The sequence below is a fragment of the Actinoplanes sp. L3-i22 genome (assembly GCF_019704555.1).
GTDB lineage: Bacteria > Actinomycetota > Actinomycetes > Mycobacteriales > Micromonosporaceae > Actinoplanes.
Genome location: NZ_AP024745.1, coordinates 11,126,700 through 11,142,892 on the forward strand (window position 1 = coordinate 11,126,700; position 16,193 = coordinate 11,142,892).

The 16,193-nt window shown below is 72.5% G+C and carries 13 protein-coding genes; 7 read left to right on the top strand and 6 right to left on the bottom strand.

The features are described from left to right. The first annotated feature begins 136 nt into the window (after window positions 1-136). Genes L3i22_RS49260 through L3i22_RS49275 form a run of 4 tightly spaced genes read left to right on the top strand, consistent with a single transcriptional unit; the run spans window position 137 to window position 3,392 of the window. A complete protein-coding gene (locus tag L3i22_RS49260) occupies window positions 137-550 on the top strand; it encodes an Rrf2 family transcriptional regulator (RefSeq protein ID WP_221324272.1) in 414 nt (137 codons plus the stop codon). Between the two features lie 12 nt (window positions 551-562). After that, window positions 563-1,645: an ABC transporter substrate-binding protein gene (locus L3i22_RS49265; protein WP_221324273.1), complete on the top strand. Its 1,083-nt coding sequence runs from the start codon at window positions 563-565 to the stop codon at window positions 1,643-1,645. 27 nt (window positions 1,646-1,672) lie between these two features. Then, window positions 1,673-2,449 carry an ABC transporter ATP-binding protein gene (locus L3i22_RS49270; RefSeq protein ID WP_221324274.1) on the top strand — a complete coding sequence of 259 codons (777 nt, stop codon included), beginning with the start codon at window positions 1,673-1,675 and terminating at the stop codon, window positions 2,447-2,449. After that, window positions 2,439-3,392, top strand: coding sequence for an ABC transporter permease (locus L3i22_RS49275; RefSeq protein ID WP_221324275.1), 954 nt, complete (start codon window positions 2,439-2,441; stop codon window positions 3,390-3,392). Before L3i22_RS49270 ends, L3i22_RS49275 begins: the two co-directional genes overlap by 11 nt. Window positions 3,393-3,401: 9 nt before the next feature. Here the strand turns inward: L3i22_RS49275 and L3i22_RS49280 are convergent, their stop codons facing one another. Beyond that, complete coding sequence (locus tag L3i22_RS49280) at window positions 3,402-4,283, bottom strand: hypothetical protein (RefSeq protein WP_221324276.1); 882 nt, start codon at window positions 4,281-4,283, stop codon at window positions 3,402-3,404. Between the two features lie 101 nt (window positions 4,284-4,384). Between L3i22_RS49280 and L3i22_RS49285 the strand changes: the two genes are divergently transcribed. Both L3i22_RS49285 and L3i22_RS49290 read left to right on the top strand, forming a co-directional pair. Further along, window positions 4,385-5,098 (top strand): 1-acyl-sn-glycerol-3-phosphate acyltransferase, encoded by a 714-nt coding sequence (locus L3i22_RS49285; RefSeq protein WP_221324277.1) that lies wholly within the window; start codon window positions 4,385-4,387, stop codon window positions 5,096-5,098. Window positions 5,099-5,203: 105 nt separating this feature from the next. Continuing rightward, entirely contained in the window at window positions 5,204-5,785 is a 582-nt protein-coding gene (locus L3i22_RS49290) for an O-methyltransferase (RefSeq protein WP_221324278.1), read from the top strand. Between the two features lie 139 nt (window positions 5,786-5,924). Here L3i22_RS49290 and L3i22_RS49295 read toward each other — a convergent pair whose 3' ends face one another. Next, window positions 5,925-6,128 (bottom strand): cold-shock protein, encoded by a 204-nt coding sequence (locus tag L3i22_RS49295; protein WP_014447450.1) that lies wholly within the window; start codon window positions 6,126-6,128, stop codon window positions 5,925-5,927. 233 nt (window positions 6,129-6,361) lie between these two features. Between L3i22_RS49295 and L3i22_RS49300 the strand changes: the two genes are divergently transcribed. Continuing rightward, the gene (locus L3i22_RS49300) at window positions 6,362-6,760 is read left to right on the top strand and encodes a pilus assembly protein CpaE (protein ID WP_255657726.1); all 399 of its coding nucleotides are present in this window, start codon (window positions 6,362-6,364) and stop codon (window positions 6,758-6,760) included. Window positions 6,761-6,789: 29 nt separating this feature from the next. On the opposite strand, the gene L3i22_RS49305 is transcribed toward L3i22_RS49300, so the two are convergent. The 4 genes from L3i22_RS49305 to L3i22_RS49320 form a co-directional block, all read right to left on the bottom strand. Next, window positions 6,790-10,278 (bottom strand): ATP-dependent DNA helicase, encoded by a 3,489-nt coding sequence (locus L3i22_RS49305; protein WP_221324280.1) that lies wholly within the window; start codon window positions 10,276-10,278, stop codon window positions 6,790-6,792. After that, window positions 10,275-14,531, bottom strand: coding sequence for a UvrD-helicase domain-containing protein (locus tag L3i22_RS49310; protein ID WP_370644316.1), 4,257 nt, complete (start codon window positions 14,529-14,531; stop codon window positions 10,275-10,277). The genes L3i22_RS49305 and L3i22_RS49310 overlap by 4 nt, the downstream gene beginning before the upstream one ends. A 175-nt stretch (window positions 14,532-14,706) precedes the next feature. Then, window positions 14,707-15,264, bottom strand: coding sequence for a TIGR00730 family Rossman fold protein (locus L3i22_RS49315; RefSeq protein ID WP_221324281.1), 558 nt, complete (start codon window positions 15,262-15,264; stop codon window positions 14,707-14,709). Further along, window positions 15,264-16,046 carry a TIGR00730 family Rossman fold protein gene (locus tag L3i22_RS49320; protein ID WP_221324282.1) on the bottom strand — a complete coding sequence of 261 codons (783 nt, stop codon included), beginning with the start codon at window positions 16,044-16,046 and terminating at the stop codon, window positions 15,264-15,266. The genes L3i22_RS49315 and L3i22_RS49320 overlap by 1 nt, the downstream gene beginning before the upstream one ends. Between the last annotated feature and the right edge of the window lie 147 nt (window positions 16,047-16,193).

The following is a 16,193-nucleotide window of genomic DNA, read 5'->3' on the forward strand; positions in this document are numbered from 1 at the left end:
TGGGCCGACGTCGGGCGACCCCCATCGAGTCCCGTCATACGGTCGGGCGCTTGACGCACCAAACCCATCTGTTCCACTATTCCCATCCAGCAGATAGATTAAGCAAAGATTGATCCATCGGGAGGGGGCCCACGCCGTGTACGTATCGGCACGCACGGACTATGCGGTCCGCGCCATGCTCGCCGTCACCGCGGCGCACCCACGTCTCGTCAAGGCCGCCGGGCTGGCGGCCGCGCAGGACATCCCGCTGAGCTTCCTGCAGGGCATCCTGCTCGATCTGCGCCGCAACGGGCTGCTGCACAGCCACCGCGGCGTGGACGGCGGGTACGCCCTGGCCCGGGCGGCCGAGGAGATCACCGTCGGCGACGTCGTACGCGCCGTCGGCGGAGCGCTCACCACCGTCCGCGGGTTGCCGACCGCCACCGCGACCTACCACGGAGCGGCGACCGCACTGCACGACGTGTGGATCGCCGTCGAAGCGGCCATCGAGGGCGTGGTCGACCACCGAACCCTGGCCGAACTCTCCTCCATATCGATAAAGAACAATTAGGAGTTGTTGAGCATGCGCCCCCGCACCCTTCGTGCGCTCGCCCTTGCCACGGCCGCCCTCGCGGCCACGACTGCTCTGGCCGCTTGCGGATCCGACGACGACAGCAACAAGAAGGCCGACACCGCCGCCGGCGCCGAGGCCGAGGCGAAGACCATCAAGCTCGGTTACTTCCCGAACATCACCCACGCGCCGGCCCTGGTCGGGGTGAACAAGGGCCTCTTCAAGGACGCGCTGACCGGCACCGAGCTGCAGACGCAGACCTTCAACGCCGGCCCGGCCGCGCTGGAGGCACTGCTCTCCGGGGCGATCGACGCCACCTACATCGGCCCGAACCCGGCGATCAACGGCTGGGCCAAGTCCAACGGCCAGGCCCTGAAGATCATCGCGGGCAGCACCTCGGGCGGCGCCGGCCTGGTGGTCAAGTCGACCATCAACGGCCCGGCCGACCTCAAGGGCAAGAAGATCGCCACCCCGCAGCTGGGCAACACGCAGGACGTCGCGCTGCGCGCCTGGCTCAAGGAGAACGGCCTCAACGCCGACACCAACGGCGGCGGCGACGTCTCGATCCTGCCGCAGGACAACGCGACCGCGGTGCAGGCCTTCGCCCAGGGCGCGATCGACGGCGCCTGGCTGCCCGAGCCCAACCTGAGCAAGCTGGTGCTGGAGTCCAAGGGCAAGCTGCTGGTCGACGAGAAGACCCTGTGGCCGAACCAGGACTTCGTCACCACGCACCTGATCGTCAGCCAGAAGTTCCTCAAGGAATACCCCGGCACGGTCAAGAAGCTGCTCAAGGGTCACCTCGCGGCGATCAAGTACATCAACGACAACAACGCCGACGCGCAGAAGGCGGCCAACGCCCAGATCGAGGCGCTGACCGGCAAGGCCCTCAAGGACGAGATCCTGACGGCGGCGTTCAAGAACCTGAAGTTCACCAACGACCCGATCGCGTCCTCGCTCTACACCAGCGCGAAGCACGCGGAAGAGGTCGGCCTGCTCAAGACGGTCGACCTGAAGGGCATCTACGACCTCGGCCCGCTGAACGAGCTGCTCAAGGCTGACGGTCAGCCCGCGGTCAGCGACGCCGCGGCTTCCTGACGGATCGACGGGAGGGCGGGTAAGAGCATGAGCATCCTCGAAACCACCGGCGTTCGTACCGAATCGGTCGTGCGCATCGAGAACGTCTCCAAGACGTACGGATCGGGGAGCAATGCTCTGCTCGCCCTCGACCGCGTCTCGCTGGACGTCCAGCAGGGCGAGTTCGTCTGCCTGCTGGGCGCCTCCGGCTGCGGCAAGAGCACGCTGCTCTCGCTGGTCGCCGGGCTCGACACGATCAGCAGCGGCAGCCTGGACACCGGCGGGCGCAAGGTCGCGCTGATGTTCCAGGAGGCCGCCCTCTTCCCCTGGCTCTCGGTGGCCGGCAACGTCGAGCTGCCGCTGCGGATCCAGGGTGTCGGCAAGGCCGAGCGCCGCAAGCGCGCCCAGGAACTGCTGGAGATCGTCCGGCTGTCCGGCTTCGCCGACAAGCGGCCGCACGAGCTCTCCGGCGGCATGCGGCAGCGGGTCGCGCTGGCCCGGGCCCTGGCCCAGAACGCCGACGTGCTGCTGATGGACGAGCCGTTCGGCGCGCTCGACGCGATGACCCGGGACATCCTGCACGACGAGCTGGAGCGGATCTGGCGCGAGCAGAACCTGACCGTGCTCTTCGTGACCCACAACGTGCGCGAGGCGGTCCGCCTCGGCGACCGGGTCATCCTGCTGAGCAGCCGGCCGGGCCGGGTGATCGAGGACTTCGCGATCAGCCACCCGCGCCCGCGGCGCATCGACTCCCCCGAGGTCTCCGGCCAGGCCGCCGAGATCACCGACCGGCTCCGCGCGGAGGTCGCCCGTCATGCCAACTGAACAACCCACCCCGATGAAGTACGCGGGTGCCCGCGCCGGCCTGGAAGGCGCCCTGGGCGGCGAGATCGCCCCGGGCCCGGAGCCGCAGAAGATCCGGACGCTGAGCTCCGACGAGGTCAGCGGACTCGACGCGCTGGAACTCCAGCCGAAGCGCGACAAGGTCAACCTCGGCCTGCGGATCTGGCGGAGCGCCTGGCCGAAGCTGCTGGCCATCCTGATCGTGCTGGCGATCTGGGAGATCGCCTACCTGAGCGAGTGGAAGCCGGCGTACGTCTTCCCCTCGCCCCTCGACGTCTTCCCGCAGCTGGGCGACCTGCTCACCACGGCGGACTTCTGGGACGGCGTCCGGCTGACCATGACCCGCGCGGTCACCGGCTTCGCGATGGCGGTGGCGCTCGGCACGGTCATCGGCGCCGCGGTCTCCCGGTTCGCCCCGCTGCGCGCCGCGATCGGCTCGCTGATCACCGGGCTGCAGACGATGCCGTCGATCATGTGGTTCCCGCTCGCCATCCTGCTGTTCCAGCTCGGCGAGCAGGCGATCCTGTTCGTGGTGGTCATCGGCGCGACGCCGTCGGTGGCGAACGGCCTGATCAGCGGCATCGACTACGTGCCGCGGTCCTGGCTGCGGGTGGGCCAGGTGATGGGCATGAAGGGGCTGGACCGGTACCGGCACCTGATCCTGCCGGCGTCGCTGCCGTCCTTCGTGTCCGGGCTCAAGCAGGGCTGGGCGTTCTCCTGGCGCAGCCTGATGGCCGGTGAGCTGCTGGTCATCGTGCCCGGCACGGTGTCGATCGGGGTCCGGATGCAGAACGCCCGCGACCTGTCCGACACCTCGCTGGTGATCAGCTACATCCTGGTCGTGCTGGTCATCGGCATCCTGATCGACCAGCTCTTCAACGCCGCCGACAACGCCCTGCGCAAGCGCTGGGGTTTGTTGAGTTGATCCGAGTGGTCAGAGGACTCGGACGGAGTCGAGGACGTCGTTGATGACGTAGTCGAACTGCTGGTGGGTGTTCGGGATGGAGATGTAGAGGACGGCCGCGGTGGGTTTGCCGACGTCGATGACCGCGACCGCGGAGAGCTCGGCGGTGGCGGTCAGGCCGGCCTCCTTGAAGTGCAGGCGGAACTCGCTGACGTACGCCGGGCGCCCGCCGACGGTCGTGACCTCGTCGCGGATCGTCTCCAGCGTGTTCGGCTGGGGGTAGTAGTTGGCCCGGACGTCCGCCGTGACCTGCCGGCCGACGCACTCCAGGTCCAGCGAGACCGCGTCGTTGTCGGCGGCCGGGACCGCCGCGGACAGGATCGAGGCGTGGTACTCCCCACCGCTGTAGTCCTCGGTGACGAAGTGCTGGCCGACCCGGTACGGCACGTCCAGCGTGCCGGCCCGCCACACCTCGTTCCACGTCTCCCAAGGTGCGCCGTACCGCTTGTAGGAGATGCCGGCCTGAGTGTCCACGGTCCGGGCGCCGGTGACCGCCGGGGGTGACGCGGGCGCCCGGGTGGCCCCGGCGCTCGGCGACCCGGTCGGCGCCGGGCAGGCCTGGGCCAGCGGCGGGCGGAGGTCGGTCGGCGACGACGCCTTGCCCCCGAACGGGTTGCCCTCGCTCCCGAACAGCACGACGAGCAGCACGATCAGGCCACCGGCCAGGATCGCGCCGGCCACCCCGCCGAAGATCATCAGCTGGCGGCGGCGCAGCTCGGCCGGGGTCTTCCGCGGCGCGTCCGGCGGCACCGGCGCGGGCGCCGGCGGAGCGGGCACGCCGGTCACCGTGCCCGAGGACCACGCCCCGCCCGGCCGGGACCAGACGGGCTCCTGCGGGTGCGGCTCGGACATGACCACCAGTGAACACCACGAGGCTGGGAACCGCCGAAACGCACGTGCGGAAAGTCCACCCGGCCCAGACGTTTCCCAGAATTGTCCGCTACCGTGCCTCCATGGAACTGGTGTATCCCCCGGTCGTCGCCTTGGCCAAGACGATGTTCCGCGTGCTCGACATGAAGATCGAGATTGAGGGTGGCGAGAACATCCCGACCACCGGCGGGGCGGTTCTGGCCAGCAACCACTCGAGTTACCTGGACTTCATCTTCTGCGGTCTCGGCGCGCAGCCGACCAAGCGGCTGGTTCGCTTCATGGCGAAGAAGCAGGTCTTCGACCACAAGATCAGCGGCCCGCTGATGCGCGGCATGCGGCACATCCCGGTCGACCGCAAGGCCGGCACCGGGGCGTTCCGCGAGGCCATCACGGCGTTGAAGAACGGTGAGGTGGTCGGCGTCTTCCCGGAGGCGACGATCAGCGAGTCGTTCACCGTCAAGGGGCTCAAGACCGGCGCCGCGCGGCTGGCGCAGGAGTCCGGCGTCCCGCTGATCCCGATGGCGGTCTGGGGCCCGCACCGCCTGTGGACGAAGGGGCGGAAGAAGGAGCTCACCAAGCGCCACGTCCCGGTCCTCATCAAGATCGGCGAGGCGATCCACCTGCCCGAGGGCGCCACCCCGGAGGCGATCACCGCGACGCTGAAGCAGCGACTGTCCACGCTGCTCGACGCGGTCCAGCGGGCCTACCCGGAGAAGCCGTCCGGCGACGACGACCGCTGGTGGCTCCCGGCGCATCTCGGCGGCACCGCGCCGCTGCCGCAGGCCGCCTCGGTCTGACCGATTCTGCACAGGCAAGGCCCCGGGCGCGCCCGGGGCCTTGCTCGCTTTTCGCGCACGGTCCGCCTCTTCCGATTAGGGGTACGGAGGCAGCACGCTGACCACATGGACGACATCGTGGAGAAGCTGCTGGCGGACCTGCACCGCGAGGGAACCGCGTTCGACGCCGCGCAGACCGAGCGGGCGCTGACCCGGCGGAACCTGGAGCCGGACGGCGCCGGGCTGCTCTGGTCGCTGGCCGGCATCGTGGGCGCCCGGCGGGTCGTGGAGATCGGCACCTCGAACGGGTACTCGGCGATCTGGCTGGCCGACGCGCTGCGGGGCACCGGCGGGCGTCTGGTCAGCGTCGATGTCGTCGCGGATCCGGGGGCCGCGGAGAACCTGGTCCGGGCCGGGCTGCGGGATCTGGTCGAGCTGCGGCACTCCGACGGCGGGGCGTACCTGACCGCGCTCGCCGACGCGAGCGTGGACCTGCTGTTCCTGGACGCCGAGCGGGTCGAGTATCCACGCTGGTGGCCGCATCCGGTGCGGGTGCTGCGGCCGGGCGGGCTGCTGGTGATCGACAACGTGCTGTCGCATCCGGGCGAGGTCGCCGAGTTCCTGGAGCTGCTGGCCGGCGAGACCAGCGTGACCGGGCGGACCGTGCCCGTCGGCAAGGGCCTGCACCTGGCCTGGCGCTCACACTGACCGCGGCGCGGCGAGGGCGGCGCGAGGGCGAGGGCGAGGGCCGGGGACGGAAACGGCGCCGCACCCGGGCGGGTGCGACGCCGCATCACAGTCACACGTTGTCAGCGGCCACCGGCAGGCAGCCGTTGATCAACGCGAATCAGACGGAACGGATGTTCGCGGCCTGCGGGCCCTTCTGGCCCTGCGTGACCTCGAACTCAACCCGCTGGTTCTCCTCCAGGCTGCGGTAGCCCGACATCTGGATCGCGGAGAAGTGGGCGAAGACGTCGGCGCCGCCGTCGTCCGGGGTGATGAACCCGAAGCCCTTGTCCGCGTTGAACCACTTCACAACGCCGGTAACCATGATCGTCTCCTCGACGGTCGATCGCTCCCGCCCATTATGGACGTGAACGAGGTAATAAGACCCGCATTCTGCGGGACTCGTGTCGCCGTACTGATCGCCCGTACCGGAGAAACCCGGGTTACGACAAAGAGCGCCTGGGGCAGACTTCCCCACAGGCGCTCCTGAGTACTTGGGAACCAAACTGACAACGCTGGTGAGCGTATCACGGCGACGGAGGTCAAAAAGTGCTCGGCATGCACATGGCGCGGCAGCTCAAGGCCGCCGGACTGAGCTGGAAACCGCGTCCCGGAGACCGCTTCGCGATCCCCGATCGGGACCTCGACGACGAGATGTTCGTGCTCAGCAACATGACGATCCAGGTCCACGATCGGCCGGAGGGGCGGATCATCGGTTTCAACGGCACGACCGAGTGGGCGCTCGACGACGTGGAGCTCGACGAGACCGTCTGGCTGCCCCGCGAGGACCAGTTGCGGGACCTGCTCGGCGGGACGTTCCACGCCCTGGACCGGCACCGCGGGGGCTACCGGGTGCGCATCGAACTGCTCGGCGAGATGCTCGCCTTCCCGGGCGTGTCCCCCGCCGAGGCGTACGCGGCGGCGCTGCTCCACCTCCTGGAGGCGGCCGGTCTCTAGAGCTCCTGCTCCCGGAGGCGGGCCGATCTCTAGAGCTCCTCCTCCGGGATCTCGGTGATCAGGGTGGCCAGCGCGGTCACGTCCATCAGGTCGGCCGGGCGGACGGTCACCTGCTCCCGGACATAGTGGAAGCCGGCCCGGACCCGGCTGACCGGAACCCCGGCCAGGGTGGCCCAGGCGATCCGGTACGCCGAGAGCTGCACCGCGGCGGCCTCCGCCTCGGCGCCGGTCGGGCGGCGGCCGGTCTTCCAGTCGATCACGTCGAACCGGTCCTCGGGGTCGGCGAAGACCGCGTCCATCCGGCCGCGCAACACCACCCCGCCGACCGTCGTGGCGAACGGGACCTCGACGTCGACCGGGCTGCGGTCCGCCCACTCGCCGGTCAGGAACGCCTCCTGCAGCGCGGCCAGTTCCTCGTCGGCGGCCGCGTCGGCGTCCGCCGCCCCGGGCAGCTCGTCGATGTCGATCAGCCGGGCCGCGCCGAACCGCTGCTCCAGCCAGACGTGGAACGCCGTGCCCCGGCGCGCGTGCGGAGCCGGACGCTGTGGCAACGGGCGGCGCAGCGAGCGGGCCAGCGCCTGCGGGTCCCGGCGGAGCACGACGAGCTGGGAGACCGAGAGGTGCGGGGGCAGGGCGACCTCGATCGGGCCGAACCGGCGGGTGCGTTCGTCCCGCTCGGCGAGCAGCAGGCGCGCCTCCTTACGCCAGCGGGCGATCTCCGGGTCCGAGGCGGTGGCGACCCGGTCCGCCGCCGACGCCGCGGCCAGCACCGACGCCCGATCGAGCGCGGGACCGGCGGGCCGGTTGGACGCGGGCGCGGGACCGGCGGGCCGGGTGGACGCGGGCGTGGGCTCCGCCCGTACGGGAAAATCCTGGTTTTGATCTTGATGGGCGGCCGCCAGGCCCGCCAGGTCGGCGGCCAGGCCGGCGCGCGCCGCGATCTCCGGATCGGCCGCCGCGAGGTCGGCGAACGCCTCCGCGGCGGACGCGTCCGGCGCGGCGATCATGCGGCGGATCAGGTCGGCGGCCGCGGCCATCGCGGGCCGGCGCAGGCCCAGCGGATCGGCCGGCCACTCGGCGATCGACACCACCTCGTCGCTCGGATTGGTGTCGCCCGGCGCCGGCTCCGGCGTCCAGGCGGCCACCACGCCGGCGCCCGCCGCGCAGGTCGCGCGGACCTCGTCGAGGAAGACCGACGGACCGCGCGGGCGCTTGACGCCGTCGCCCCACCAGTAGCCGGAACAGAGCAGCAGGCGGCGGGGGCGGGTCATCGCCACGTACGCCAGGCGGCGCTCCTCCCGCTCGTCGTGCTCGCGCCAGGTACGGCCGAACGCGCCGAGCGCCGCGTTCACGTCCTTCTGCTCGACGGCCTCGTCCAGCTCCAGCCCGGGCAGCCCGGACGCGTCGCCACGCAGCGGGAACGGCAGCACGCCGATGCCGCCGAGATAGTGGTCGGAGGCGCGGACCAGCCCCGGCCAGACGCCCCGGCACAGGCCGGCGACCGACACGACATCCCACTCCAGACCCTTCGCGGCGTGCGCGGTGAGGATCTGCACCGCCCCCTCGACCACGTCGACCTGACCCGGCTCGAGCCCGCGCTCCTCCTCCTCGGCGGCGGCCAGGAAGGCCAGGAAGCCGGCCAGCGTGCCGGTCTCGTTCTCGCTGGAATACCTGGTCGCGGCCTCGCCGAGGGCGTCCAGGTGGGCCCGGGCCAGACCGGCGTCACCGGCCGCCCAGCCGCGGACCGCGACCTCGACGTCCAGCCCGGCGGTCCGCTCGATGTCCGCGAGCAGATCGGGAAGCGGCTGGTCCAGGCGCAGCCGGAGGGCGCCGAGTTCCCGGCTGAACGCCGCGAGCCGGGTGAAACCCTCCGCCGAGTACTGCTGCCGGGCGCCCAGGTCGGCCATCGCCTCGATCAGGGTCGCGTCGTCGAGCCGGTCGGCCAACAGGTCCTCGTCCTGCTCCTCGGTCCGCTCGACCCGGGCCGCGGCGATCACCCGCGACCGCCGGTGCAGGGCCACCAGATCCCGCGGGCCGATCCGCCAGCGGGCCCCGGTCAGCAACCGCAGCAGCGACGCGCCGTCGGTCGGATCGGCGAGCACCCGCAGCGTGCACACCACGTCCCGGACCTCGGGCGTGTCGAGCAGGCCGCCCAGGCCGACCACCTCGACCGGCAGGCCACGGGCGCGCAGCTCCTCCTCGATCACCGGGATCTGGCTGCGGACCCGGACCAGCACCGCGCTGGTCGGCCGGCGGTCGAGCGGGATCTCCCCCGGCAACGCCCTCGGCATCCCGGCGGTGATCCGCCAGGCGGTCAGCATCGAGTCCGCGATCCAGGACGCCTCTTCCGCGTACGTCGTCAGCAACGCGCACGTCACGGTCCGCCCGCCGACCGCCTCGGCCACCGTCTCGGCCGGCCGGAGCACGCCCACCCGGGCCCGCAGCGGCGCCGAGATCACGTTCGCCACCTGCAGGATCTCCGGGCGGTTGCGCCAGCTCCGGGTCAGGCTGTGCACCCAGGCCGGGCGGCCCTCCGCGTCCGGGAACTCGGTGGGGAACCGCTCCAGGGTGCCGGCCGACGCGCCCCGCCAGCCGTAGATCGACTGGCACGGGTCGCCGACCGCGGTCACCGGGTGTCCGCCGCCGAACAGGTTGTTCAGCATCGTCACCTGGGCGTGGCTGGTGTCCTGGTACTCGTCGAGCAGGACCACCCGGTACCGCCCGCGCTCGACCTCCCCGACCGCCGGATGATCCCGGGCGACCAGCGCGGCCCGGGCCATCTGATCCCCGAAGTCCATCGCCTCCAGGTCGAGTTTGCGCTGCTCGTAGAGGCGGACCAGGGGCAGCAGGGTGAGCCGGTGCTGCTGGCGGCGCAGCATCTCGGACACGTCCTTGTACATCCGGCCCGGGAACGACTGCACCTCGGCGAAGAAGCGGCCGGTCCACGCGGCCAGATCATCCGGCGACTTCAGGTGCTCGGCGAGCTCGGCGGAGAGCGCCAGCACGTCGTCGGTGACCGTGCCCGGCGCGCGGTTCAGCCCGGTCATCTCCCCGGTATACGCCCGGACCAGCGAGTCGACGATCTGCCAGCGGGCCGCCTCGGTGAGCAGCCGGGCGGACGGCTCGAAACCGCCGCGCAGGCCGTGCTCGGTGACCACCCGGGCGGCGTACGAGTGATACGTCGAGATGGTCGCCTCGCCGGCCAGCGCGTCGTCCCGCCCGCCCAGCCGCCGGGCCAGCTGGCCGAGCCGGGTCCGCACCCGGTGCGACAACTCGCCGGCCGCCTTGCGGGTGAACGTCAGGCCGAGGATCTCGCCCGGATGCGCGTAACCGTTCGCGACCAGCCAGACCACCCGGGACGCCATCGTCTCGGTCTTGCCGGAACCCGCGCCGGCGACCACCAGCAGCGGCTTCACCGGGTGCGCGACGATCGCCGCCTGCTCGTCCGTCGGCGGCGGCAACCGCAGCAGCCGGGCCAGCTCCAGCGGGGTGTACCGGGGACCGGCGTCAGCCCTCATTTCGGCGGCTCCACAACCTGCCGGCCCTTCCCCGAGATCGGGCAACTCGTGCGGACCGGGCAGACCCGGCAACGGCTGTTCGCCACCGCGGAGAACGTCGAGGCGGCCATCGTCTCGGCGGTGCGGCGGACCATCGCGTACGCCCACTGGGGGTCGGTGGCCTCGGTCGCCGGCACCTGCATCTGCTCGCGGGCCTCCTTGCCCGGGCCGAGCTGCACCAGGGCCGCGCCACCGGTGTCCGAGCCGAAATCGCCGAACGCGCCCGCCTCGACCGCCGCCTGATAGCCGGCGAGCTGCGGGTTCTCCGCCACGTCCGCGGAGAGCGCGGTCGACTTGCCGGTCTTCAGGTCGATCACCACGAGCCGGCCGGCCTCGTCGATCTCCAGCCGGTCGACCCGGCCGGTCAGCTGGATCGGGCGGCTCTCGTCCTCCAGCCGGACGGTGAACTCGTGCTCGATCGCCAGCAGCCGGCGCGGATTCGCCGCCAGCCAGCGCAGCAGCTTGTCGACCATCGCCTCGGCGCGCTCCTGCTCCGGGCCGGCCATCCAGCGGGCGGCCAGCTCGATCGAGTCGAACCGGGCGCTCACGTACTCGACCAGCTTCTCCCGGTCGGCGTGGGCGTCCTCGGCGAGCATCGCGGCGGCGTGCACCAGATTGCCGATGCCCTGCGCCGGGCCGGCCGGGGCCGCTCCGCCGTGCCGCTCCAGCAACCAGCGCAGGCTGCAGCGGAGTGCGCTCTCCATGGACGACGGGGTGACCTTGACCGGGACGCCGGCGTCGACCAGCGGGCGCTCGTCGGAGAGTGGGCGCAGGCCCCACCACTCGTCCGGATGCGCCCCGGGGACTCCGGCGGACGCGAGGCGGGCGAGTTCGGCGGCGGCGGCGCGGCGGCGGCTGGGCGCTTCGCTTGCGGAGACCACTACGGTACGGAGTTCTGCCACCAGGGCGGCGAGGGTCAGCGCCCGGGGAGCCCGGCCGACCTCCAGCTCTACGTCCGCCTCAGCGTCGGCCTCCCCGTCCTCGTCGGTCTCGTCTGTCTTGGCGTCGGCCTCGTCCTGGTCTGTCTTAGCGTCGGCCTCGTCCTGGTCTGTCTTAGCGTCGGCCTCGTCCTGGTCTGCCTTGGCGTCGGCCTCGTCCTCGGTCGTCGCCTCGCCGCTTGCGCCGGTCGCCGAGGGCAGCTCCGCACCGTGTCCGGACGCAGGGCCCGAGCCACTATCTCCGGACATTTCCGGAATGTCGCCTGGCTGGCGGATGATGCCTCGCTCAGAAGGGTCGTCCGCACGGCTCAGTGCGGCCTCGCCGTTCAACCGCACATCGTCCGGCGAAGGCCGGGCTTCATCGACCGCGAATCCGGCGGTGGCGGGCGCGGGCAGGGCGGCGCCGGCCGGGGGTGGGATGTCATCCGGCGCGGGCGGGCTGTCGCCGGGCGAGGGTGCGGCAGCGTCGGGCGGGGGTGGGGTGTCGTCGGGCGAGGGTGCGGCGGCGTCGGGCGGGGGTGGGGTGTCGTCGGGTGCGTCGGGGCCCCAGAGATCGGGGTCCGGCGGGTCGTCCGGCGGGGGCGGGTCCTCCGGGGGCGGGACGTCCGCGTAAGGGTCGTCCGGGCCCGGCGGGCGGGGGCCGGCCGCGGCGAGTTCGCTGAGGAAGCGGCTGGGCTGCTCCTCGATCGCCGCGCCGCCACTGCCGGCCGAGGCCACCGCGGTCGCGACCAGGCGGCGGCGGGCGCGGGTGGCGGCCACGTAGAACAGCCGGCGCTCCTCGTCGAGCAGGGCAGAGGTCTCGGCGACGATCGCCTCCGAACCCGACGCGGGGCGGCCGGCGACCGCGTCGACCAACCGTTCCGAACCGAGCAGGCTGCCGCGCAGACGCAGGTCGGGCCAGATCCCCTCCTGCACGCCGGCCAGCACGACAACGTCCCACTCCAGGCCCTTCGCGGCGTGCGCGGTGAGCAGGCGGACGGCCTCCCCCCGGTCGGCGCTGGGCGCGATCGTGTCGGCCGGCAGGTCCTGGCCGAGCACGTGGTCCAGGAAGACGCCGACGCCGGCGCCGGGCAGCCGGTCGACGAAGCGGGCGGCCGCGTCGAAGAGCACGACCATCGCGTCCAGGTCACGGTCGGCGGCCTCGGCCCGCCACTGCCGGGCTCGGCCGGCCTGCGCCGGGTCGGTGACGCGGAGGTTCCCGGTGCTCAGCGCGTACCACCGGTCGGCGAGACCGCTGGCCTTCCAGACCGTCCAGAGCACGTCCTCGGCCGAGGCGCCGGGCTCGGCGGCGGCCGTGCGGGCGACGATCAGCAGGCGGGCGATGGTCTGCGCGGGGCGGGCCCAGCGGCGTTCCACCAGGTCCAGGCCGGCCGGGTCGCGGACCGCGTCGACCAGCAGCTCGCCGGAGGGCCGCCGGTCGCCGGCCGCCACGGCGAGCGCCCGCAGGCCCTGCCGCAGCCGGCGCTCGGCCAGCGGGTCGGCGCCGCCCAGCGCCGAGTGCAGCAGCCCGACCGCGGCCTCCTCGTCGAGCAGGTCCGGGTTCAGCGCGCAGCGCAGTAGCAGCAGGACCGGGGCGACCGCGGGCTGCAGGTGCAGCGGCAGGTCCTCGGCGTGGATCACGGTCGGCACCCCGGAGGCGGCGAGGGCCCGCTGCACGGACGGCTGCTGCAGCGCGGCGGATCGCATCACGACCGCCATCCGGGACCAGGGCACGCCGTAGAGCAGGTGCGCCTCGCGAAGCGCGTGCGCGATGAAGGCGGTCTCCGCGGCCGGTGACCGGAATGTCCGCACCACCGCCTCCGCCACCGGCCCGAACTGCGAGATCTCGTCCCCGGTCGCAGCCGCACCCGCACCCGCACCCGCAGCTTCACCGGCAGCCGAAGCCGCACCGTCGGCGTCGACCACCGCCCCGGCCTTCCCGCCGCCCGCCGCGATCTCACCGTCGACGCCGGCCCCGCCGTCAGCCGGAGCGCCACCAGCGGCCCCGGCCCCGCCCCGAGCAGCAGCCTCGCCGGCAGCCGGACCGGAGGCCTCGGCTGCGGTGGGGCCCTGCGTGACGAGTTGGGGCGCGGCCGGCTCGGACTGGGCGGACTCGGACTTGGCCAACTTGGGCTCGGTGGGCTCGGGCTCGGCGGGCTCGGACTGGGCCGGCTCGGGCTCGGTGGGCGGTAGCGGGGGTGGGGGGAACATCAGGCGGTGGGTGATCGGGCCGCGCATCCGGCGGGCCACCCCCGACGCCGCCGCGAGCAGGGACGGCGCCGCGCGATAGTTCGTGTGCAGGGTGATCGTCTCGGCCGGAGTGCCCGCCGCTGTCCGGAATCGATCGGTGAAGCCGCCGACCACCCCCGGATCCGCGCCACGGAAGCCGAAGATCGAGGAGTCCGGGTCGGCGAACGCGACCAGCGGCGTGCCCCCGCCGGCCACCTGGGCGAGCAGGTCGACCTGAGCCGGGTCGGTCTCGGCCAGCTCGTCGACGAACACGAAGGCGAGCCGGCGGCGCTCGGCGGCCAGCAGGTCGGGCTCGTCGGCGAGCAGCCCGGACGCGGCCCGGACCAGCTCGGCCGGGTCGTAGGCGACCGAGCCGCGGGTGGTGGCGTCGCGGAGGGACAGAACCTCCACATACTCCCGGAGGAAGCGGGCCGCCGCGGCCCAGTCGTCACGGCCCAGGTCGGCGGCGTAGCGCGCCAGCTCGAACGGGCCCACGCCACGCTCGGCGGACCGCTGCATCAGGTCACGCAACTGCTGGGCGAAGGCCCGGGTGGGCAGGGCCGGGCGCAGCGACTCCGGCCAGCCGATCGTGTCGGCGGCGTCCGGATCCTCGATCACGGCGAGCAGCTCGCGGATGATCAGGTCCTGCTCCGGGCCGGTGAGCAGCCGCGGGGCCGGCTCGCCACGTTCCGCCGCGGCCCGGCGGAGCAGGCCGAACGCGTACGCATGAAACGTCCTGACCAGCGGCTCGTGCACGATCCGCCCGGGGTCGCCGGCGACCCGCGCCTCGATCCGGTCGCGCAGGGCGGCGGCGCCGCGGCGGCCGAAGGTCAGCACCAGGATCCGCTCCGGGTCGACGCCCTCGGCGATCCGGGCGGCGACCGCCTCGACCAGCACGGTGGTCTTGCCGGTGCCGGGACCGCCGACGACCAGCAGCGGACCGCCGGTGTGCGCGGCGACTCGCCGCTGGACGGGGTCGGCGCGCAGCTCGGGCGCGGCCGGGCGGGGGCGCCGGACCAGGCGGTAGGCCGGCCGGCGCACCGGGGACTGGGGGGCCGGCGTGCTCACGGCATCTATGAGAGCACGCCGGTACGACGTTTCCACCAGGTCACCCGGCCCACGGCGGCGAGCGACGGCGCGAAAGTAAGCCGCATCACCCGGCCCGTGCCGACGAACAGCGGCGCGAAAGCAAGCCGCGTCACCCGGCCCACCGCGGCGCGTGACGGCGCGCGAGTAAGCCGCGTCACCCCGCGGGAGCGGCGAGCGCGCCCTCGATCGCGTCCAGCGCGTCCGGCAGCGAGCGAGCCACCAGCACCGTCTCCATCGCCCCGGCCCGCACGAACTTCGTCGCGACCAGCCCGTTGAGCCACGTGATCAGACCGTCGTAGAAGCCGTCCGGGTCGAGGACGACGATCGGCTTGCGGTGCACGCCCAGCGTCGCCGTGGTCCACACCTCGAAGAGCTCGTCCAGCGTGCCGAGGCCGCCGGGCAGGGTGAGGAACGCGTCCGACCGGTCGATCATCAGGTTCTTCCGGCCGCCCATGTCGTCGGTGACGATCAGCTCGTCGGAGGCGGTGTCGGCCACCTCCATGTCGATCAGACACTGCGGGATGATGCCGAGGGTGTGCCCGCCGGCGGACCGGGCGCCCTCGGCGACCGTGCCCATCATGCCGACCCGGCCGCCGCCGGAGACCAGCGTGTGCCCGCGCGCGGCGAGCGCCCGGCCGGTCTCGGCGGCGAGGTCCAGCCAGCGCTGCTCGACGGTGTCCGACGAGGCGCAGAACACGCAGATCGCGGCCATCAGGACGGGTCCTCGTCGGCGAGGGCGGTGGCCATCCCGGCGTCGACGATGATCCGGACCGCCTCGTCGACGTCGTCGGTGACCTGCATCAGTTCGAGGTCGGCCTCGTTGATCTTGCCGTCCTCGAGCATCCGCCGCTTGATCCAGTCGAGCAGGCCGCTCCAGTAGTCGACGCCCATCAGGATCACCGGGAACCGGGTCACCTTGCGCGTCTGGACCAGCGTGATCGCCTCGAACAGCTCGTCGAGCGTGCCGAACCCGCCGGGCAGCACGACGAACGCCTGCGCGTACTTCACGAACATGGTCTTGCGCACGAAGAAGTAGCGGAAGTCGATGCCGATGTCGACCCAGTCGTTGAGGCCCTGCTCGAACGGCAGCTCGATGCCGAGCCCGACGGACATCCCGCCGGCGTCGGTGGCGCCGCGGTTCGCCGCCTCCATCACGCCTGGGCCGCCGCCGGTGATCACCGCGTAGCCCGCCTCGGCGAGCGCGGCGCCCAGCCGGGTGGCGAGCTCGCACTCGGCGCTCTCCGGCTTGCTGCGGGCCGAGCCGAAGACGCTGACCGCCGGTGGCAGGTCGGCCAGGGTGTCGAAGCCCTCGACGAACTCGGAGAGGATCCGCAGGGCGCGCCATGCGTCCTTCGTCTTCCACTCGCTGCGATGATGTGAGTCAAGCAATTTCTCGTCCGCGGTACTCGGCGGCACGGCGTCCCGACGCAGTGTGACCGCACCCCGATGACGCTGCGGCGCGGCCGGTGGTCGCCCGTTGGTGCTCTCCGTCATGCGTCCAAGGTAGTGCGGACGGTCAGTACCCGGTGAATAACCGGCTGCGTTTCGGTAAGAGGATTGCGACGTGGAGACCTTTTTGCCAGATTGAAGCAACGGACGGTAGCTCTGGCACGTCTATACAGTTACCGAGCCGCGTACACA

Bases quoted from the DNA above. Each gene is read 5' to 3' on its own strand.
- L3i22_RS49315 (WP_221324281.1), bottom strand. From the start codon at position 15,264: ATGGCCGCGATCTGCGTGTTCTGCGCCTCGTCGGACACCGTCGAGCAG.
- L3i22_RS49275 (WP_221324275.1), top strand. From the start codon at position 2,439: ATGCCAACTGAACAACCCACCCCGATGAAGTACGCGGGTGCCCGCGCC.
- L3i22_RS49320 (WP_221324282.1), bottom strand. From the start codon at position 16,046: ATGACGGAGAGCACCAACGGGCGACCACCGGCCGCGCCGCAGCGTCAT.
- L3i22_RS49300 (WP_255657726.1), top strand. From the start codon at position 6,362: ATGCACATGGCGCGGCAGCTCAAGGCCGCCGGACTGAGCTGGAAACCG.
- L3i22_RS49270 (WP_221324274.1), top strand. From the start codon at position 1,673: ATGAGCATCCTCGAAACCACCGGCGTTCGTACCGAATCGGTCGTGCGC.
- L3i22_RS49285 (WP_221324277.1), top strand. From the start codon at position 4,385: ATGGAACTGGTGTATCCCCCGGTCGTCGCCTTGGCCAAGACGATGTTC.
- L3i22_RS49295 (WP_014447450.1), bottom strand. From the start codon at position 6,128: ATGGTTACCGGCGTTGTGAAGTGGTTCAACGCGGACAAGGGCTTCGGG.
- L3i22_RS49290 (WP_221324278.1), top strand. From the start codon at position 5,204: ATGGACGACATCGTGGAGAAGCTGCTGGCGGACCTGCACCGCGAGGGA.
- L3i22_RS49280 (WP_221324276.1), bottom strand. From the start codon at position 4,283: ATGTCCGAGCCGCACCCGCAGGAGCCCGTCTGGTCCCGGCCGGGCGGG.
- L3i22_RS49265 (WP_221324273.1), top strand. From the start codon at position 563: ATGCGCCCCCGCACCCTTCGTGCGCTCGCCCTTGCCACGGCCGCCCTC.
- L3i22_RS49305 (WP_221324280.1), bottom strand. From the start codon at position 10,278: ATGAGGGCTGACGCCGGTCCCCGGTACACCCCGCTGGAGCTGGCCCGG.